General features: G+C 29.2%; 18 protein-coding genes. 8 read left to right on the top strand and 10 right to left on the bottom strand.

All coding sequences use genetic code 11. The annotated features are described in order from the left end of the window. The first annotated feature begins 17 nt into the window (after positions 1 to 17). Together LN42_RS04200 and LN42_RS04195 are read left to right on the top strand one after the other, a co-directional pair. Positions 18 to 290 carry a ribbon-helix-helix protein, CopG family gene (locus tag LN42_RS04200; RefSeq protein ID WP_014296274.1) on the top strand — a complete coding sequence of 91 codons (273 nt, stop codon included), beginning with the start codon at positions 18 to 20 and terminating at the stop codon, positions 288 to 290. Beyond that, on the top strand, positions 274 to 552 hold the full coding sequence (locus tag LN42_RS04195) for a type II toxin-antitoxin system RelE/ParE family toxin (RefSeq protein WP_075780410.1): 279 nt from the start codon (positions 274 to 276) through the stop codon (positions 550 to 552). The genes LN42_RS04200 and LN42_RS04195 overlap by 17 nt, the downstream gene beginning before the upstream one ends. Positions 553 to 588: 36 nt before the next feature. Here the strand turns inward: LN42_RS04195 and LN42_RS04190 are convergent, their stop codons facing one another. Genes LN42_RS04190 through LN42_RS04180 form a run of 3 tightly spaced genes read right to left on the bottom strand, consistent with a single transcriptional unit; the run spans position 589 to position 4,202 of the window. Next, positions 589 to 1,308 carry a hypothetical protein gene (locus LN42_RS04190; protein ID WP_075780409.1) on the bottom strand — a complete coding sequence of 240 codons (720 nt, stop codon included), beginning with the start codon at positions 1,306 to 1,308 and terminating at the stop codon, positions 589 to 591. A 54-nt stretch (positions 1,309 to 1,362) separates the two neighbouring features. Then, positions 1,363 to 2,829, bottom strand: coding sequence for a C1 family peptidase (locus tag LN42_RS04185; protein WP_075780408.1), 1,467 nt, complete (start codon positions 2,827 to 2,829; stop codon positions 1,363 to 1,365). After that, positions 2,826 to 4,202, bottom strand: a complete 1,377-nt coding sequence (locus LN42_RS04180) for a cohesin domain-containing protein (RefSeq protein WP_014296270.1) — start codon at positions 4,200 to 4,202, stop codon at positions 2,826 to 2,828. Before LN42_RS04180 ends, LN42_RS04185 begins: the two co-directional genes overlap by 4 nt. 298 nt (positions 4,203 to 4,500) lie before the next feature. Between LN42_RS04180 and LN42_RS04175 the strand changes: the two genes are divergently transcribed. Together LN42_RS04175 and LN42_RS04170 are read left to right on the top strand one after the other, a co-directional pair. After that, positions 4,501 to 9,660 (top strand): fibronectin type III domain-containing protein, encoded by a 5,160-nt coding sequence (locus LN42_RS04175; RefSeq protein WP_014296269.1) that lies wholly within the window; start codon positions 4,501 to 4,503, stop codon positions 9,658 to 9,660. Positions 9,661 to 9,683: 23 nt separating this feature from the next. Beyond that, entirely contained in the window at positions 9,684 to 10,964 is a 1,281-nt protein-coding gene (locus LN42_RS04170; protein ID WP_014296268.1) for a hypothetical protein, read from the top strand. 18 nt (positions 10,965 to 10,982) lie between these two features. On the opposite strand, the gene tsaB is transcribed toward LN42_RS04170, so the two are convergent. Further along, a complete protein-coding gene (tsaB, locus tag LN42_RS04165) occupies positions 10,983 to 11,657 on the bottom strand; it encodes a tRNA (adenosine(37)-N6)-threonylcarbamoyltransferase complex dimerization subunit type 1 TsaB (protein WP_014296267.1) in 675 nt (224 codons plus the stop codon). A gap of 32 nt (positions 11,658 to 11,689) precedes the next feature. Between tsaB and LN42_RS04160 the strand changes: the two genes are divergently transcribed. After that, the gene (locus tag LN42_RS04160) at positions 11,690 to 12,232 is read left to right on the top strand and encodes a metal-dependent hydrolase (protein ID WP_014296266.1); all 543 of its coding nucleotides are present in this window, start codon (positions 11,690 to 11,692) and stop codon (positions 12,230 to 12,232) included. On the opposite strand, the gene LN42_RS04155 is transcribed toward LN42_RS04160, so the two are convergent. The 6 genes from LN42_RS04155 to miaB all read right to left on the bottom strand — a co-directional run bounded on the left by LN42_RS04155 (position 12,214) and on the right by miaB (position 19,646). Continuing rightward, complete coding sequence (locus tag LN42_RS04155) at positions 12,214 to 13,638, bottom strand: lipopolysaccharide assembly protein LapB (protein WP_075780407.1); 1,425 nt, start codon at positions 13,636 to 13,638, stop codon at positions 12,214 to 12,216. The two genes, LN42_RS04160 and LN42_RS04155, sit on opposite strands and share 19 nt — an antisense overlap. Before the next feature lies 1 nt (position 13,639). Beyond that, the gene (locus LN42_RS04150) at positions 13,640 to 14,653 is read right to left on the bottom strand and encodes an AI-2E family transporter (protein WP_014296264.1); all 1,014 of its coding nucleotides are present in this window, start codon (positions 14,651 to 14,653) and stop codon (positions 13,640 to 13,642) included. A 1-nt stretch (position 14,654) separates the two neighbouring features. Then, the gene (locus tag LN42_RS04145; RefSeq protein WP_014296263.1) at positions 14,655 to 15,641 is read right to left on the bottom strand and encodes an asparaginase; all 987 of its coding nucleotides are present in this window, start codon (positions 15,639 to 15,641) and stop codon (positions 14,655 to 14,657) included. Positions 15,642 to 15,717: 76 nt separating this feature from the next. Then, on the bottom strand, positions 15,718 to 17,001 hold the full coding sequence (locus LN42_RS04140) for a transcription antitermination factor NusB (RefSeq protein WP_075780406.1): 1,284 nt from the start codon (positions 16,999 to 17,001) through the stop codon (positions 15,718 to 15,720). A 31-nt stretch (positions 17,002 to 17,032) separates the two neighbouring features. Beyond that, positions 17,033 to 18,172, bottom strand: coding sequence for a type III PLP-dependent enzyme (locus LN42_RS04135; protein ID WP_014296261.1), 1,140 nt, complete (start codon positions 18,170 to 18,172; stop codon positions 17,033 to 17,035). Between the two features lie 121 nt (positions 18,173 to 18,293). Beyond that, complete coding sequence (gene miaB / locus LN42_RS04130; protein ID WP_075780405.1) at positions 18,294 to 19,646, bottom strand: tRNA (N6-isopentenyl adenosine(37)-C2)-methylthiotransferase MiaB; 1,353 nt, start codon at positions 19,644 to 19,646, stop codon at positions 18,294 to 18,296. 146 nt (positions 19,647 to 19,792) lie between these two features. Between miaB and LN42_RS04125 the strand changes: the two genes are divergently transcribed. Genes LN42_RS04125 through LN42_RS04115 form a run of 3 tightly spaced genes read left to right on the top strand, consistent with a single transcriptional unit; the run spans position 19,793 to position 20,977 of the window. Next, a complete protein-coding gene (locus LN42_RS04125) occupies positions 19,793 to 20,101 on the top strand; it encodes an STAS domain-containing protein (RefSeq protein WP_014296259.1) in 309 nt (102 codons plus the stop codon). A gap of 11 nt (positions 20,102 to 20,112) precedes the next feature. Further along, a complete protein-coding gene (locus LN42_RS04120) occupies positions 20,113 to 20,340 on the top strand; it encodes a hypothetical protein (RefSeq protein ID WP_014296258.1) in 228 nt (75 codons plus the stop codon). Positions 20,341 to 20,350: 10 nt separating this feature from the next. Continuing rightward, positions 20,351 to 20,977, top strand: coding sequence for a hypothetical protein (locus tag LN42_RS04115; protein WP_014296257.1), 627 nt, complete (start codon positions 20,351 to 20,353; stop codon positions 20,975 to 20,977). Positions 20,978 to 20,984: the final 7 nt, after the last annotated feature.

The following is a 20,984-nucleotide window of genomic DNA, read 5'->3' as shown; positions in this document are numbered from 1 at the left end:
CAATAGAGGTGATTTATATGAGTTTAGAACGTCACAATATAATGATCGATCCGGAAACATGGAAGATTCTTCAAGAATTGAAACGTATACAAAACAAAAGTATAAGTGCTATTTTACGTGAAGCTGTTAACAGTTTTCTCGAAACTAATAAGTACAATAAAGTATATTTTAAAATGATGGCTAATGTGCCAGCATGTGATGATCAAGAAAATAAAGAGCTAACTGAAATGTTAGAAACATTGACCGAAGATGATCTAAAGGTTGTTGAAAGTTATGAAATACACCGTTAAATTAACAAAACGAGCTCAAAAAGTATTCAAAAAACTTGATACCAGAATGAAAAATCGTATATTTGATGCCATAGGAGATATGATAGATTATTATGATGGAAAAAGAAATGTAGCTATGCCCGATGTGAAAACTCTCCGTGGAAAATTTGAAGGATTATTGAGATTAAGAGTTGGAGATTATCGTGTGATTTTTAGTATGCATAACGATGAATTGATTATACTGGTTGTTGATATTGCGCCACGTGGTGGAGCATATAAGTAAGTTGAATAACAATAAAAACGGACCGTTGCTGGTCCGTTATTTTATTGTTATTTCATAGCTATATGATCTTTTGTCGTATTTGAGAGTAATTATATACTTTGATTCTGTTAATTTTCCAATTTTTTGAAAAACATAGCTTTTTCCACTTAAAATCTTAAATTCTGGATATGTCAATATATTCATTTTTCCATTGTTTATATTAATAATAGCCTTATTTGTGAATTGTGGATTACCGGCAAAAAGTAAATATACTTCCTCATTTTTTTCAAAGTTTTTAACAGGTATGTATTTATCTTCGGAAACCTTTTTATAAAAATAAAAAGTGTGGATTTTTATATCTTTTAATATCTCTGATAAGCTTTTTGCATCTGGAAATGCATAATATTTTTCTAAAGGAATATCATTTAAATAGATTTTAGCTTTTGATGGCATTATAATCAATTGCGGAGACAATTTTAATGATTTTTTATCTGTTCTATCAGGATATAATATTTTTTCATAAATTTCATTATCGATTATAATTTTCAATTTAAATACAAATTTATAATCTGGATCAAAAGAAATTTTATCAGCTCTTATTAAAAAAGCTTTGGAATTATTATCTTCGTATAATTTAATTATTTCAATATGAAAATTGTCATTATTTATAACATTAAAACCATTCTCTGGAAAGAAAGAGCTTTCATGAATGAGTATATTGGCAAATAAATTAATACTTAAAAGAGTAAATAATAATGCAATAATAATTTTTTTCATTTAAATCCCTCCAATAGAATATTCCGGGGCGAAAGGCCCCGGAATTAATGATTATTATTCTTTAGATTTATTGTAAAGATAAATCCATGTTGAAACATCGTCGCCTGTTATTTTACCATCTTTTGGATATCCAATATCACATTTTGAAATATCATCAGCATCTGTTGAGCCGACTTTGTTAACTAAAGCCTTAAAGTCGTCAAAATTAACCGTTCCGTCACCATTGATATCGAGGTTAACTCCTTCATGCTTTGCTTCTGAATCAAATACTAAAGCGTACATATTTCTTGAATTGATATTCCATTTTTGTACAACGCCATTATCGTATGCATCTTTTGTTATAGCTGGAATTACAAAGTATCCTCCGTCACCCCAGTCATATCCCCATGAATTCTTTACAATCCAGAATAAATTTGCTGTATATGTTGCATCAACTGTTGGGTCATAATATGTAATACTTGAAACTTCTGTGTCAAGAATTGGTGTTGCATTGGCGCTAATTTTACCTGCGAGAACTACATCATCAAGATCTTCAGCAGCAACCCAACCAACTAAAGTTACAGCATGTCCTCCAGATGGTGAAACAGTTGGTGTATAAATTCCTTTTGTGTAATAATAGAAATCGCCAGGGACAAGGTATGCAACTGACAATGAACCGTAATTTTTTAAGGCTGTTTTTATCATATTTATATAATCATCATAAGTATATCCTAATTCTTTTGAAGAAGCTGCGTCAGGAATTAGTATAGTTTTATTTGCTTTATATCTTGGAGCACCATATGCCTGTGGCGGAAGCGGGATTTGTTCTTCATCGGTTAAGAATATATCTGAATATGGTGCATTTTCTTCTTTTATCATACCGTATCTAATCATGTTATATGATGAAAAATAAACATTTCCACCTTCCAAAGAATTTCTATCCTGGATAACGTCACCACCTGAATATATTAAAACCTCCCAATCAATGTTATGATATGCTGCCCATCTTTCTGAAAAATCTATCAAATTATCCTTGTTTCCGTCTATTGTTTCTCCTAAAACCTGAACTGCATAATCACTTTCCATCATAGCTGCTGTAGAAAATGCCCAACAACTGCCATGATATTTTTGATCTCTTATTGGTTCTAATCTATAAAATGTTTTATCTATAATATTTTCTGGTTTAATCATTATAAAAGAAGACATTATTAAATCATCTGTTGTAACCATTTCATCTGGTGAGACTTTTCCACCGGGGAAATTGTTTAAGGATTTGAAATGGTTTAAAAGTTTTTCTTTAATGGCGTCTGGTAATTCCTTATAAGCGGCTAATTTTTTATTTACATCTTCTAATGTAACTCCGTCAAATCTTTCAAAGAATGAATAAAAGTCTTCATTTGTTCCTGGAGTCCATTTGAGATTTAATTTTTCTACATTGTTTTTAATTTCTGGAACTTTGCTTTTCATTTCATCTACAATATTTCCTGCAAAAAGATTTATTATCATTAATAATGAGATTGTGAGAATAATTAATTTTTTCATTCTTCATCACCTCCGCTTACAGCAACGGAAAGATCTGTATGATCTACAATAAATCCATCCACATTTGCATTATCCTTGTCTTTGAATATAGGATTTGGAACATCAATATATGTATCATAATCATCAAGATAGCCTTCATAAGCAAGATTAATTTTCAGCGTTCCAGTTGCGTCATTGCTTACTTTAAAGGTTAATACAGCGAAGTTTTCGCTTGCTGGTTCTGTTTCATCTGTATCAAGTGTGAAGCCTTTATAAAGGATTACAGATGTTGCACCACTTGAAATCTTATAAGATGAAAAATCTGCATAACCATCCATAAATTCAGGGAATTCAACATTTTCTAAGGTTAAGTATTTGCTGTATTTTACAGCTAATTGCATATATCTAACATCGTATAATTTAGCAAAATCAGCAACATTTTTAGCGTTTATTGTTACTTTTAATTCTGAATCTGTAGCAACCTCGCTAATATCTGATTTTAATGAAAATACAGGTTTATCATCTGAATTGTATCTTTCTCTTAGAATAAATTGTTTATCGATTTTTGTTGGTGATTTATAAATGTCATCTCCTAAATAGAGGTAGTATCTATAATATGTATTTAGTTCAAATCCTTTATAAACTAATGTTTGGGTGAAATAATATCCTTTATAATCACCATCTATACCTAAATAATAAACTTTAACATTATCTTCGGATAAAAATAATTTATCTGCTCGCCAAGTAGTATTTGTCTCCGTATCCTCTATATAAGATACAAAACTTATTGTTGCAGGTGCAGTTTCTAATGGAATTTCATTCCAATTATCATATATTTTATCATTGTTGGTATCAATAGGATTTAATCTTACCTGTTTACTAATTACTTCATTTGTTCCTTCGAGTTTTTCTTCGACATATTTATAAAATCTTAAATGTATTGTAGTTGGTTCTATAGTAGAGTAATATAAAAATTCTGAAGAGAAAGTCTCAATATGCCATGTTCCGCCATCCTGATATACTTCTTTTTCAAGATTTGTGACCTTAAATTCAAAGGTTTTTGTAACTGCAGAATCAGATGAAATTAAATTAACAGAATAAAAACCTTCATCAACTACTGTGATAAAGTGTTCAAAAGCTTTTTCTTCTTTTATAATCTTACCGTCCTTGTACAGCTTCAATGTACTTTCAACTATTTGGTTGTTGTTGTCTGTTAATTTAAATACAACTACTGAATTTGGAATAACCGTTGATCCGTTTTCAATGTTTGAGTGAATAGTGTATAACGGCAAAACTTCTTCATCTAATTTTTCAGAGTCAGGCTTTGTTAAACAACCTGTGAAAATAAACAAACTTAAAATAAGGATCAAAAATAACCCTATGTACTTTTTCACCACAACCCCTCCTTGATATAATATTTCACAACAATAAATTATATACTAATTTTAAATTCTTTTCAAGTTAAAAAAATGTAAATTTAAATATGAATGAAAAATTTTTCATTCACAAATTTTGAAAAAATTAATATAATTAAATGTAATCGGTTACATAGATAAGGATATAAATGCGACTGGTTGTAATTTGATTTTAATATTATTTGTTGAGGAAGAAACTATTTTGGAAATTTAAGAAATTTGTTATGTAATGTAGAATGATATATTGACGAATATAATAATAAGGGGTGATTTATATATGGGTAAAATATTTAAGAAAAAAATTCTTTATATATTTTTAATAGTAGTAATTTTATTTTTGCTAAATGGCTGTTTTTTTGTTAAACCGCCTAAAGCCATTCTGGATTATCCTTCACAACGGGATAATTTGCCGACGAGTTTTTTGTTGTCGTGGCATCTTGAAGGTAATGCGTCATCAGATGAATTTACATTTGAAGTTTATTATGGTAAATCAAAAGATAATTTTACAGGGACTATTTCAACACAGAATACATCTATAAATATTGAAGGTCTTGAGGATAATTCAACCTATTATTTTAAGATTAGAACGGTAAAGAAAGGTCAATTTACAGATTCTGATATATATGAGCTTAAAACTTCTGATATTCCAAAAATTGAATTTTTAATGGAAGATAATGTTATTGAAACAACGGAGTATGAAGTGAAATGGAAGGTTAGTGATAATAACGGTATAAAAAAAATTATGTTGTATTTTTCAGAGGATCCAGATTTTCCAGAAGATAAAACACAGATTAATGAATTTAATGCATCTGTTAATAGTTTTTTATTAAAAAATCTCGATTATGGGAAAACATATTATTTAAAGCTTGTTGCCTATGATACCAATGATATTTGGTCATATAAAACATATGAATTTTCTGTAAAGTCATATGTTTTTCAAATTATTTCCCCAGCTCCAGGAAGTAAAAGCGTTAATATTAACAATATAAAGTTACAGTGGAAATATTCAAAGCCTTCAAAGTTTGAAGTTGTTTATTCTCCAAATAATTCTATTGATAATAATGATGTTGTAAGAGTTTCAACATCAAATTCGTACTATATAATAGATAATCTTCCGCCGGGGTTAGAATTTTCATGGTATGTTATTGATACAGTGAAAAATGTTGAGAGTCCAATAGCAACATTTACAACATCGTATAAACCTGAAATAGAAATTACATATCCAGAAAATAATGAAGTAGGTGTTCCAGAAGGATTTTCAATAACCTGGAAGGCTACAGATGTGGATAATGATTCTCTTTCGTTTAATATAAAAATAAAGAAGATAAATGAAAGCGATATTTTAAAATATGTTGATTTTGATAATGGATGTATATATGAGACAACAACAAATCAAAAATCATTGGATACATCTAACATTCCTCTGGAAAAAGGAATGTGGTATGGTATTTTGTTAAAAGCAAATGATGGTAAAGGAAATGAGGTTGAAGAGAGAATAAAATTTAGAATGAATGTTGATCCGCAGGAACCGTATGATTTAAAACCAGAATCTGGAACAATAGATTATCCAACTAAAAATGCAACGTTATCCTGGAAAACATATGATCCAGACGGTAATTTAACCTTTATTGTTCATCCGTTTGAGAAATCAGCATCTTCAAAGGATTATGATGAAAATAAAGGTGTGTATTATTATGTTTTGAATATTCTTGAATATAATAAGGAATATTCATGGTGGGTTGAAGCAGTTGATAATACAGGAGCATCTACTATAAGTTCTGTAGCAACATTTATGACAAATGCAAAACCTGTTTTTAAGGATGCAACTCCTGTAAATAATGAAAATAATATTTCTTTATTACCTGAGCTTGAATGGGAATTTGAAGATTCCAATCTTTCATATTACCAGGTATATCTGGCTAAAAGTTCGGAAGATTTTACATTAATAGCTACTGTTACAGATACAAAATATAAAATAGAAGATTTATTGGATTCTGATTCTAAATATAAATGGAAAGTAATAGCCTATGACACATGTGGTGATTTTACTGATTCAGGGGAATTGTATTTTGAAACAACTAAAAAGCCTGATATTTCCCAAATGTCTCCTGCCGATGGAGCTCATAACATTTCTTTAAAACCAATATTGTCATGGTCTGCAGAAGATCCTGATAATAATGATGAAGATATGAGTTATAAGGTTGTTGTAAAGGATTCAGAGGAAAATGTTGTATTAACCGAAGAAACTACAGATACAAATATATCTGTAAACTTGTTATTGCAACCTGATAGTGAATATAAATGGTATATTGAGGTGGAGGATAGCAAATTTGCAACAAATGTTTCTGATGAGTTTTCATTTACCACATCTCAAGAACCAACAGTATCAAATCTTGATCCATCTGGAGTTGAAGGTGTAGCCGCATCAGAAAATTTAAGCTGGAATGCTTCTGATCCTGATGGTGATTCTTTGTTATATTATGTGTATCTTAATGACACTCTGGAAGGTACCACAACTGAAAAAGAGTATAGTCTTGAAGAGGTTAAGGATCTTGAACCAGATACAGAATATTCCTGGTATGTTGTGGCTGAGGATAGTAAATTTGCTACAGCAGTTTCTGATGTAGCAACATTTATAACAGCTCAGGCTCCAGAAAACTCTCCTGATATTATAGATATTTATGATTATTATGAACCAGATAAAAAATATACATTTAATGAAAGTAAATATCCATCAAAATTAAAGTTGATATGGAATCCAAGTAGCGATCCATATAATGGTTCTATTAAATACAGAATAGTGGGTGAATATTTAGATGAAAAAGAAATATTAGCAGATAATTTAACATCAAATAGCGCAATTGTTGAGTTTAAAGATGGAAAAACATATACAGTTTATGTGGAAGCAATTAATGATAAAGGAATGGTATTAAAAGGTAAGAGTATTAATTTAAAAATAAATGCTAATCCTAAAGTTATGGATTATTCTCCGCGATCGGATGATAATAATGTTAAGTTGAATCCAACAATAATGTGGATAGCTGAAGATAATGATTCTTCGTATGTTGATGTTTATATTTATTATGGAAAAGATGAAAATAATCTCAATAATTCTGTGAAGATAGAGAGACAATCAATGAATGGAGAATATACAATAACAGAAGATTTAGATCCAGGTGAAAAATATTACTGGAAATTAAAACTTGAAGATGAAATGTATGGTGTAACAGAAACTGATATTAGAAGTTTTACCACCACACATGCTCCTGTATTTAAGAGTATAACAGGAATTACAGATGGTTCAACAAATGAGGCTGTTAATGATGTTGAAATAAGCTGGGATTTTGAGGATCCAGACGGGGATTTGCTTGAATATCAAATTGAGGTATATAAGAATGGCGAAGGAACGCCTTATTATACAAAAGATCTTGGAACGTTAAATTATATAAAACTGGATTTTGAAGTGAATACCGAATATAAATTTGTAATTACAGCAGAGGACAATAAATCAGCAAAAACCACTAAGGAGATTTCATTTAAAACTACAAGAAGTCCTGTTATTTATAATGATTCATTATATCCTGATAGCACAGTTAATCATTTTACAAATGGTAGCAAATTTACATGGACTGCTTTTGATCCAGATGATGATGATTTAACATATAAAATTTATCTCGGCGAAAGTTCAAATTCTTTAAAGTATTTTGGCGAAACGGAAAATAATGAGTTAGTTGTTAATAATCTTGATTCCAATAAAACATATTATTGGAAAGTTAAGGCAATAGATTCAAAAGGAGCAGAGGTTGAATCTAATGTTGTTTCATTTAAAACTAATGCATTGCCTCAATTTGATAAAACAGCATTTAGTCCTCAGAATAATGAGGTTGGAATTAATAAAAATGTAACATTAAAATGGAAATGTAGTGATAGTGATGCTGTTTCTGGAGAATTGACATATGAAATATGGTTTGGTGATGCAATAGATTCTCTATTAAAGTTAGCAGATCAAAGTTTAGCATATTATAATCATTCTAATCTTGAAAACGGAAAGACATATTACTGGAAGATAATTGCAAAGGATAAATATGGTGGAGAAACATCATCAGAAATTTTGAAATTTACGGTAAATCGTCCTCCAGTAACACCGGAAATCGAAAATATAGATGAAGATTTACTGGAATTTAATTTAAAATGGTCTTCAAGAGATCCTGAAAATCAAAGTATAACATATGATGTATTGAAAAAGGAAGAGGGAGCAAGTGATTATAGCACAGTTGCATATAATATTAGCGATACTGAATATTTTATGGAAAGATTAACTCCAGCTAAGACTTATAGTTTCAAAGTTAGAGCTATAGATGATAAAGGAGATATAAGTGAAAGTACATATGAGTATAATACACCAACTGTTGATACAAATATATACACAAAAGAATCTGGTGATTCAGATAAAGTAGAAGAAATACTTGATATGATTGAATTAAGCGATGGAAATTTCGTTTATTTAGAGAAAATAGATTCCTCGTATGAATTAAAGAAAGTAGATTCTAATGGTAATAGTATAGATACTTATAATGTGAATTTATCAGAGCCGTGTAAGTTATTTGAAAATACTTCAAATCATATAGTTGTTGTTGGTAAAGATAGTAATGATAAAATAAGTTTTGAAGAGGTTGCATCAGATCTTTCAGGAACTACAAATCCGCCAGCAACTAATCCATATTCCACAACTGTGGATATTTCAGAAGTTCAGAGTATTTATATTAATTCTGATAATAAAATAGATATCGTAGGAACATATAATTCTGACTCTATATTGGTGGAATTCAACGAAGATTATTCAATATCTATTGCTGCTACAACAATTAGCGATACAACATTATATGATGTTATTAAAATTACCGATGAAGATGGTAATGAAAGATATATAGTAGCTGGAAGTAAAAGCAGCAAAGGATATATAGCAAAGTTAGATAATGCGTTTAGTGAGATAATATTTGAAAAAGAATTTGATGATATGGATAAAATAGTATCTATTGTGGATACAGATCCAGATTTCTGGATTTTTGGGTATAAGGATACGAATATTGTTCTTAAACAGATAAGTTATAGGGGAAATGAGTTGTACAGTCCAATTATAGAAAATAGTTATGGTTCTGAGAATGGAAATCTTTTAAAGAGTAATAATGGTTTTGTTATATTGTTAAATACAACAGATGGTGATATAGAAGTACTAAAAACAGACGATTCAATGAATATAGAAAAACAGGTTATTTTTGGAAGAACAGGAGAAGATGTGGCTAATGGAATTATAGAATCTTCTGATGACGGATATATTATATTTGGAAAAACGAAGTCTTTTGATGATAAGACTAACGGAAATTCATATATTATAAAGACAGATTCCAATTTGTTAGGTTGGAGCACTCCCGAATAAAAAGTTAAAATAAGGAGGATAAAATGAAAAGAATAGCAATTGCGGCATTTTTGATATTAGGAATAGTAATTTTTGGAAGATTGAGTAATATTTATACAGAATATGATTACACTTTTTATTCAAAAGATATTGTTAATCCCAATATGCATTTATTGCATATTGGGTTTGATGGTGGTAATATTCCTTTAAATATTGGAGGAGGATTTTTGTACGATAATAATTTTTATCCTCAAATTACTGTTGGGAGTATGATGGTATTAAAAAGCGTATATCTTGAACCTTATTTTAGATATATTTTTAATAAAGGGGTATATACAGGGATTAATTTAAGATATAAGAATTTATTGTTTTTTTCGGATATTTATAAAGAAGATAAAATTAATGTTTCCTTTGGTTTTGGATTGAAATTTTCCTTGATAAAGTTTGGAAATGAGAATTTCACATATATTGATACTCCGGATAATATAAGTGTAATTGCTGGAAGAAAGATATCTTTTTATGTAAAAGCGTATAATAAAACGGTTCCAGCTGAAGGGATTCATGTATTTTATAGTATTAATAATAATGAGAAGGTGTATTCAGGTAAGACAGATGAGAATGGAATGTTAAAAATATGGATACCTCCGGTATTTAAATCAGGAGAATATACTATTAATATATTTGCTGAAGATAAAGAAGTTAGAATGAAGGAAATAATTTTAAGAGTTTTTCCAGATAGAGTATATAGTTTAAAAATAGAATTTGATAAGGATATAATATATACAGAAATTCCTGAAATTTTGCACATAAAGTCTTTAAAAATGTATGATAAATATGGTAATTTAATTGAAATGCCAGAGTTAGATTTTTTAAGTTTTAAGGTACTGGGAGATTATAGGGAAATAAAATATTCTTATCTTGATAATACAGTATTTTTAAATGAATTTAAAAATTCCGGTGAATATACAATTGTGTATAGCGCTGAGATTGAAGGAAAAGAGATTGCCGGAAGTTCAAAAATTAAAGTAATTGATAATCCAAAAAATATATCAAATACATCTGTAGAAATAGAGTTTCTTGGTTATAATAACGATTATGCAGAGTTTTTATTGAAAAATCCAAGGATATATTTCTGGAATTCTGAAAGTGTTCAACCTGAGAGTGTATCAGTTTTTTATAATGGAAAAAAGGTTTATATTAAAAATAACAGATTTAGGGTTTTTTTAAAGGATAATTTAAAGAAGAAAGTTCAGTTTGATGTGGAATTTTTTTACTGTAATTTTTATAATACAATTTCAATTGATGTAGATCTTGAAAAAAATTAGGTTGTTCGTATGAACAACCTAATTATATATTTCATTATCTATGGAAATATTATGTTTCTTTTCAAAGTTTTCAACAGCTAAGGGTTTTTGTAAGTATAAAACCTTTAGTTCTGAAGGGGAAACAGATTTTTCATTGTTTTCAATTATTTGTTCAATAAGGCTTTCAGGATTATATTTAGCATATTCTAAGATATTTGGCAATTTTAATTTTTCTTTGAAATATTCAGCTTCTTCACCTAAAAGAATTGCACCATCGGTTATTTCAGGGATTTTTGAAATTTCAACTAATTCAGGACCAAATTCTGAGATACCGTTATTAAAAATATGTATATAAGCAGCGTCAACACGAGCTCTTTTTAATATGGCGATTTTTTGGTGAGTTAAATGAGAAGAGCTTTTGAATAAAATTTCAGTTGAAATAATTGGCACCACTTTTTTGTTTCTATTAAATAATAATCCCTGGATAGCGGCAATTGCGATTCGTATTCCGGTAAATGAACCCGGTCCTATTGTGCATCCGTAAAGATTTATATCATCTATTGTCAAATTATTTTCTTTTAAAATTTCATTTATCAGGGTTATAATATATGTACCGGAATTTTTTTCATATGATTCTTTCACAAAAATTTTGTTGTCTTTTTTTAATGCTATAATTATTCCTTTGTTTGAAGCATCTATTCCTAAAATATTCATTTTAATCACCACCATAGAAAGGAGTTTTTATATTGCCAAATTTTAGAACGCATGTTATTACAGGAATAATATTATATCCTCTATATTTCTTGCTTTTTTCTTTAATTGCTGATTTTTTTAGTATTGATTTTATTTCTTCATTAAAGGTTATTTTATCAGGATTTTTTATTTTTGTTTTAGGGAGCGATCTTCCTGATGTGGATCATAATTTTTCTTTGATAAATAAATTTTTTAGAATTTTACTCGTAGGCATAGGAATACAAATTGTTTTTAAGATCTCATATTATTATGATTTTCTCTCTTTTTTACATATGAGATTATATGTTCTGAAGACAATATATATTATTCTGGGAATTTTAGCAGGCGGAATTATGGGTATTTTGTTTAATAAAATAACAAAGCATCGTGGGAAATGGCATAGCCCCATAACCGGAATATTTTTGGGAATAATACTTTATGCATTAATAACCAAAAATTATTATAGCATAGATATTGAAAGTGTATATATTTCTACAGCTTTAGTATTTGGATTTTTTGTTCATTTATTTTTAGATGCTCATTTTAAGGAATCTTGAGATTGTCTTTTTTTATGAGCCATTTTATATGCCATCATTGCCTGATCAACTTCATTTAATTCTTCCAATATGCGTGCCATTAATATATAAGCTTTATAATCATCAGGATTTTTTATGACGAGCTTTTCAGCAAGTTTTAGAGCTGTTTTAAACATTTTTAATTTCATATAGAATTCTATACTTTTATGAGATACGAAGAAATATGGAATTGTTAATATTGATACTATAACGAGAATTGCAATTAAAATAATATAAGTTATTAAGCTATGCTTTTTTGTTGAGTTAGTATTATTATCGTTTTTGGATACGACGGTTGATTTGTTTTCATTTCCTTTTTGAGATGTAGTAGATTCTGTTGTGTTATTATTTTGACTTTTAGCCTTGCTACTTGCTGATGCTGCAACAATTACTTCTTTTAACTTTAATAATTCGCTTTTTAATGGATCAGAAGAACTGTCAATTAATTTATCGAGATTTTCTGGAACAGTATCGAAAATGATTTTATTTGAGCTTTCAATACGTATTCTAATAGTCTTTATAACACCATTTAATAGGGTGTATAAAGACTCTTTTTTTATATCGAGATTAATAACTTTATTGGTTAAATCAAGTACATTTATTGTAAAATCTTTTAGTTTATCGATATCTACAAGATATATGTTTGAAGCTAATTGCCCTATTTCTTTTTTTAAATCGAAATATTGTTTTAGCAAAGAATAAGTTTTTAATTCTTTTGAATCGATTATACCTTCTCTTTTTAAGAAATCCAGAAGTTTAAAACCACCAAGATAATTGTTTTCATCGAGAAAATAAGTGGAATTATTTAATATACTGTTTATATCCTGTAATTTTGAATGAGGTACAAATTTTGATACAAATTTTTCCATATCTTTATCCAAAAATACCGGTGATGTAATGGATTTATCAACAAAAAGTTGTAAAAAACCAGTATAAGAAAATGGCATTACATATTTTTCAAGGCCATTTAATTTGTAGAGGTATTTATATGCGTTTGATTCCATAATTCCTGTTTCCAGTGTTCTTTTGACAACCAATGGAATTTGTGGAAATATTTTTAGTATTAAATTTGTTTCATCTTCCGAGAATGTTGAGTTATAAAGTCCAAGAGAACTGCAAAATTTGTTAAACCTCTCTTCAATTAAAGGTTCTATAAAAGGAGCATTTTTATATTTGTTATAAAAATACTGTTTTGCAGATATTACTTCTCCAATAATTCCAATAGAAGGATCACCTGGATTTTCTGCCAGGTATTTTACAAATTCAGCCCATGCATCATCTAATGTAGAAGGCATTTTTGATAGATTTTTTATATCCTCAATCGATGTTGAAAAGGATAAGATAATAAATAATAATAAATAAATAATAATAAATAATTTCCCCCGCATTTTAGCTCCTTTCGAGTTCAGGTTTTATATAAACATCCCAGAATACACGGATTATCATTGCAGTTGGAACTGCAATTAAAGCTCCAGTTAAACTGATTATAGAACCTAAAATTAATAATGAAAATATTGTAATAACAGGATTAACCCTCCCATAATCTTTCATTATGCTAATAAATATAATAAATGCAATTCCGTGTATTATGGACATTGTTAGTAAAAATATTAGCATTGTAGTAAGTCCGCTGGATACCCCAACAATAATCATAGGGATAAATTCAAGAATAACCCCAATAACAGGAATAAAATTTGTTACTGCTGCCCAGAAACTTAAAAGTAATTGATATTTTATTCCAAGTATAGACATTGCAAAAAATGCAGATATTCCAACAAAAGCCGATGCTAATAAAGTAGCAACAACGTAGTGTTCAATTTGATTAAAGGTTTCATTGTAAAATTTACTGGCTGTGTCTCTTAATGATTTTGGATAAAGATATTGCAATTTTGCTTTAAATGATTCAAAGTAGAAAGTGAAATAAATGGTTCCAATGGTTAAAAAGAACAGGAATGTAAACGCTTTTTGACCGTATGTTGGAATAACTTCTATAAATCTCGATAGCATTTCTATAGCTTTGGGTTGAAGTGAATTCATAAATTCTTCTACATTATTCACAATGGATTCCGGTTGATTTTGTAAAAGTATTTTCCATTGAGCATTCTGGAAAAAGTCATTTAGAAATACGATAAAATTGCTTATTTCTCTTGTTACCGTTGGTATTAATAATACCAACAATAAATATAAAAAGAATAATGAAGCGATTAAGGAAATTATATTTGCCAATTTCATGGGGACTTTGATCCTGTGCAAAGCTTTTGCCATAAGGTTTATGGCAAGAACAAATCCTATGGTGAATATAATAATTGTAAAGACATCTTTTGAAATAAAGGCTATGCTTATAAACAGAGAAAAGTAAAATGCTGAAAATAAAGCCCCTTTTAAATTGGCACTTAGTTTCATGTTAATCATCTCCATTGAATTCAAAGTATTTTCTTAATTCCTCTATGTTATCTGTAATTCCAAGAGCAACTGTTAATTTTATTCGCGCTTTTTGACCGGATACTTCATTTCCAAAAATTGCACCCTTGTTTTTCAAATCTGCTCCACCGCCGTGATAGCCATAAACTCCTAAAACCCTTCCTTTAAAACATCTTGATACAACAATAACAGGGATGTTCTTTTCCTTTATTATCCATTCTATATTATCAGCCACCTTTGGTGGGACATTTCCTCTTCCAAAGCCTTCAATTACCACGCCTTTATATCCCAATTCAGGTAATACCCTTAATATTGAACCGTCATCACCTGTATATGTTTTTATAAGTGCAACCTTTTCTTCAACCCTTTCTGTGTCAAGATGCATTCTTAATAAAGATGTCCTATAAAAAATTACAGCATCTTCATCTACAATTCCTAAAGGACCATATCCAGGTGAATCAAATGTTGCAACATTGCTTGTATATGTTTTTGTTACTTCTCTTGCAGAATGTATTTCATCATTTAAACATACAAGAACACCTTTGTTTCTTGCATTTTTTGATTTTGCAACTCTTACAGAAGAGATTAAATTTGCAGGTCCGTCTGTACTTGGTTCATTCCAGTTTCTCATAGCTGCTGTTAGAACTATAGGTTTTTCTTCATTCATTACAAGGTCTAAGAAATATGCAGTTTCTTCAAGTGTATCTGTTCCATGTGTAATAACAACACCTGTAATATCATCACGTTTTATTATTTCTTTTATGAATTTTGACAATTCAAACATTACTGTTGGAGTCATGTGAGGACTTGGTATGTTGGTAAATTCAATTAGCTCTGTTTCTGCAATTTCTTTAAGTTGTGGGATTTCATTTAGGTGTTTATTTCTTTCATCTGAAGGAATCACGCCAAGTAATGGATCGTGAACCATTGCTATAGTACCGCCAGTTGTAATAATTGCCACTTTGCTCATAGTAATTCCCCTTTCTTTTATAATATCAAGTCCTCTCCCGTGTTTAATAATTAAGTTAAATGGAAATTGGTTATTTTTAATTAGTTTTTACAATTTTACACACATAGAAAGGAATTAATGTTTCATCAGGATAAAAATAATATCCATAGCCATCATAATAGCCCTTTATATTATACAACGATAAATCTATTTTTTCAAAGGTTATATTATTATATTTTTCAAATAAGTATTTCATGTTTTGTGTATTTTCTTCATTTGAAATTGTACATGTTGAATATACCAATGTTCCTCCAGGTTTTAAAAGATTTTCAATGGCATTTTCCAGTAATTTTTTCTGTATATTGGAATAATTAACAAAATCATCAATATTTATCCTGTGCAAAACTTCAGGATGTATTGACGAAGTGCCAGCCGATGAACATGGCGCATCTAAAAGGATTTTATCATATTTTTCAGCAATATATTCATCACCTGAGATAAGTTTTGTATTAATTATTTTAATTCCCAATCTTTCTGCGTTTTTTTCGACAAGCTCAAGACGGTCAATATCTATATCCAATGCATCTATTATTCCTGAATTATTCACAATTTGAGCTAATTCTGTGGTTTTTCCGCCAGGTGCGGAACACATATCTAAAATTCTTTCATTAGATTTTGGATTAAGTATTAAGGGTATTATTTGAGAACTTTCATGTTGTATATAAAAATATCCATTTTTATATAAGTCAGTTTTTTCAATGGCCATTCCCGCTTTATCTATTGTTATTCCGTATGGTGAATGTTTTGATTCTGTACTGTTTATATTAATCCCTTTTAATAATGAGATTAATTCTTCTCTGTTAGTTTTTAATGTGTTGGTTCTTAATGTAGTAGGATTTACAGAATAACTTTTTTTCATAAATTCCATAACATAATCTTCCGGGAAATATTTTTTTAGATAATTATAAAGCCATTCTGGAATAGAGTATTTTACCCATATTGGTTCTTTAAGAGCTAATTCAGCTTTTTTTCTTATGAGATTTTTCAGAGTGGCATTTACAAATCCCCTTATTCTCTTATTTTTTGCAATTTTTACCGTTTCATTTACAGCAACATATTCCTTGAAACCGTTTAAAATCTGATATGCACCCAACCTTAACATCCATTTTGAAGCTGGGGGTGTTTTTTTTAGATTTTTTACTAAAAAGCTTAAATACCAATCAATTTTTATTAAATTTCTAATGGTTCCCCATACGAGATTTTTTAATAATGCCATATCTTCATTTGAATATATTTTATTGAAGTATTCAAATGATGTTTGAGGAATATAATGTTTTTTTTCAAATTCTCGCAAGAGTATGTAAGCGTCTTTTCTAACCATATATTTCACCTATTCATATTATTTTGTCTTATTATTTTATCAATTCTTTTAATTCATCAATTGTATAAACCTTTGGTGGTTCTATACCGTTGAATGAAGAACCATACTCAACGGTGTATGCACCAGCGTTTATAAAATAAACAATATCTTCATAATCTATATCAGCAGGTAATAAAATATCTTCGTAAATTGTATCTACACTGTCACAGGTTGGCCCTGCAAGAGTGAATACTCCAGTTTTGTCATAACTTTTTCCTTCAACTTGAATTTCGTATTGAAAGTTTTCTATTGTTTCCATTAATCCGTGGAAAACGCCAACATCAAGGTATACCCATTGTTTTGCACCTTTTCTGCTTTTTAAAATAACTTTTGAGACAAGTATACCTGCATCGCCAACCATTGAACGTCCCGGTTCTGTAATAATCATCAAATCTTTATGTTTCCATAGATACTCCTGTATTGATTCGTCCACAACCTCTCCTATTTCCTCAACTGTTGGAATTGGTTTTGTATGTTTTACAGGAATGCCTCCACCTAAATTAAGCATTTTTAATTCAATTCCATTTTTCATTAATTTATTAAATACAACACTTGCTTCAAGAATAGCTTCCTGCCATTTATATTTGTTATATGATTGAGAACCAACGTGAAAGCTTATTCCATATGGAACAAGTCCATTTCTATTTGCCCACTTTAATATTGATATTACATGATCGATATCTGTTCCAAATTTTCCAGATAAAGGCCAATCACTGTCGTTTGAACTTGTTGCTATTCGTGCATATACTTTAGCTCCTGGAGCTCTACGTGCAACCTTTTCAACTTCCATTTCGCTATCAACGGAGAAATATTCAATGCCTAATTTCCAGGCGTATTCAATGTCTTTTTCTTTTTTTATTGGATTACCAAAACTCATTCTTTTTGGACTAACTCCAATGGATAATAATTTATCTATCTCTCCCACAGAAGCTACATCAAATGATGAACCAAGATCCCTTAATGCCTTTAAGATTTCAATGTGTGAGTTTGCTTTAACGGCGTAAAAGATATCAACCTTTTTCATGGAATTTTTTAATCTAATATAATTCTTTTTTACCTGCTCAATATCAAGAACCAAAAATGGTGTTTCAAGTTTTTTAGCAGCCTCTCTTATCAATTCGTTAACTTCCATAATTTTCCCTCCCACAAAAAATAATGTACATAAATGATAAAATATAAATGTTACTATTACTAACGCTTTTGTTTAACAATATATTCGAGTTATGAAAAAGGTCCCGAACGGGACCTTTAAGTTATATATAACTTTCTATTTTATTAAATTCGGAGCTTCCTTCGATAGCCACAACTTCTCCATATAATGGACCAGCTGAAATTTTATTGATTTTAACCTTTACAAACTTTCCGGAAAGCTCAGGATTGCTTTGGAATATTACAACTTTATTATTTATCGTTCTTCCTAAGTATGCTCCCGATTTTGTTTTATTTTCCTGTATAACGGTTAAAACTTTATCGAGATATTTTTCATTTTCTTCGTGGTTAATTTGTTTTTGAATATTCATAAGATATTGAAATCTTTTATTTTTAATCCTTTTTGGAATATTGTCTTCATAGTATTTTGCTGAAATTGTACCTTCGCGTGGTGAATATTCAGCAAGGTTTAATCGTTCATAACGTGCTTTTTTTACAAGTTCTACAGTTTCTTCGAAATCTTCATCTGTTTCGCCAGGGAATCCAACTATTATATCACTTGAGATGGTAACCTTAGGAACTGTTTTTTTAATTTTTTCCAATAATTCAAGATAATATTCTCTTGTGTATTTTCTGTTCATTGCTCTTAAGATATTGTTGCTTCCAGCCTGTACAGGTAAATGGAAATTTTTTGCAGCTTTTGGATTATTTGCAACTTCTTCGATTAAATCGTCTGTAATGTCTGATGGATATGAAGTTAAAAACCATATTCTTTCTATGGAATCGTATTTTGCAGCTTCTTTTATTAATATATTTAATTTTGGTTTTCCGTCTCCAAAATCTTTTCCGTAAGAATCAACGTTTTGACCTAAAAAGGTAATTTCTCTGTATCCATTATCGTTATAGTATTTTACTTCTTTTATAATATCTTCAACGGGTCTACTTTTTTCAAGATGTCTTGTATATGGAACAATACAGTATGTACAGTATTTATTACAACCGTATATTATATTAATCCAGCCATGATGTTTGCTGTATGGATGTTTTGGTAAATCAGCTGATATTTTATCAATTTCATCGCTTAAATCAACAAAGCGTTTTTTTGAGCGTTTTGCTCTATCTATGAATTTTTTGATATTCATGTAATTTCTTGTTCCAAAGACGAAATTTACTTCATGAAATCTCTGAATAATGTTTTCCTTTTCTTTTTCAGCAACACAACCTCCTACAGCAATAATAAGGTCTTCTTTTTTCTTTTTTAACTTTCCGTAACTTCCAATGGCGCCATATAATTTATTTTCTGCTTTTTCACGTACAGCACAGCTGTTTAAGATAATAACATCGGCTTCTTGTGGATTTTCTGTCCATTCGAAGCCTTCTTTTTCCAGGATACCAGTCATAATTTCTGATTCATTTACATTCATCTGGCATCCAAATGTCTTAATATAGAATTTCACTGTTTCACCTCCGTTTGAATTTTCTATTAATAATACCTTATTATTATTACCACTAATATTATCTGATTTTAAATTTATATAAAGGTTATGAAGTTGTTTATGTGATATAATAAAAGTATAGAAAATAATATTTGTGGAGGGAGATTATGCAAATAGTTATAGTTAAGAGGAATAAATTGGTTACAGCAAAGCTTATTGGTGAATTTACCCTTTATGATATTCATGACTTTAATAATGAAATGAATGAATTTGTGAATAAGAAAGATATAAACAGGGTTATAATAGATTTTTCAAATCTTATGACTATTGATAGCACTGGAATAGGACAATTGATTTCCTATCAAAAACGTTTGGAAGAACATGGTAAGGAATTGCTATTGATAAATATGGATGATAAAATTCAAAAACTTTTTGGGTTATTAAAACTTCAGGAAGTTTTTAATATTCAAAAATAGGGGGAGATTTTATGAGGTTATTATGGGTTGTAATTGCTTTGGTAATATCGTTAATAGGTGTTTTTTTCGCTACAATTCCAATATTGCCAATTATCATAGAAGCTCTTGCTGTTATTGCTTTTTCTATGGTTTTTGAAAAAGGTAAATGGTTGTATCTTGCTTTGTTTTTTATTATGATTTTGCTAATAATTACCAATTTTATGCCACCATTTGAGTTTATGCTAATATTAAAAAAATGAGGTGATTTAAATGTATAGAACATTGCGTTTTGTTTTTGAAAAAGAATTAAGGCAAAAACCATATATAATAATAATTATTTCTGCATTGTTATTTCTACCGGGAGATCTTGGTAATTTGTTTGCTGTTATTTTCGCATCAACAATTTTAACCAGGGAATTAGAAACAAAAAATTATGCTCTCATTTCAACTTTGCCAGTATCAAAGTATGAGATATACCTTTCTTATTATATTTTTGGAGCCAGTATATTTTTATTATCTAAGGGAATATATTTTGGAATTACCAAAAATAACGATTTAAAAACACTGATGCTTTCTTTGCTTTTTTTTGCTTTTTTTTATGGGTTAAGCGTTTTATCTTCAATAAAAGGACTGGGAGGAATATATGTTCCAATTGTAATATGGGTTATAGATCTCTTCTTGAAATCAAATAGTGTTATAAGCGATTATAGTGTAGTTATGCAAAAAAATATTTTTATAAATATAATTTCAGTATTTTTGTTTTTTGCGTCTATGTTTATTTTTCATTTTACCGATTCTTCAAATTATACAAGAAGTAAGAATAAAATTTTTACACTGCTGGGTATAGGGATAATATTAATAATTGTAGCGTGGTTTTTATTTAATACCTTAAAATAATAGAGGT

This window comes from Marinitoga sp. 1137, assembly GCF_001941525.1.
GTDB classification, from domain to species: Bacteria; Thermotogota; Thermotogae; order Petrotogales; family Petrotogaceae; genus Marinitoga; species Marinitoga piezophila.
This window is presented reverse-complemented; position numbering and strand designations above follow the sequence as displayed.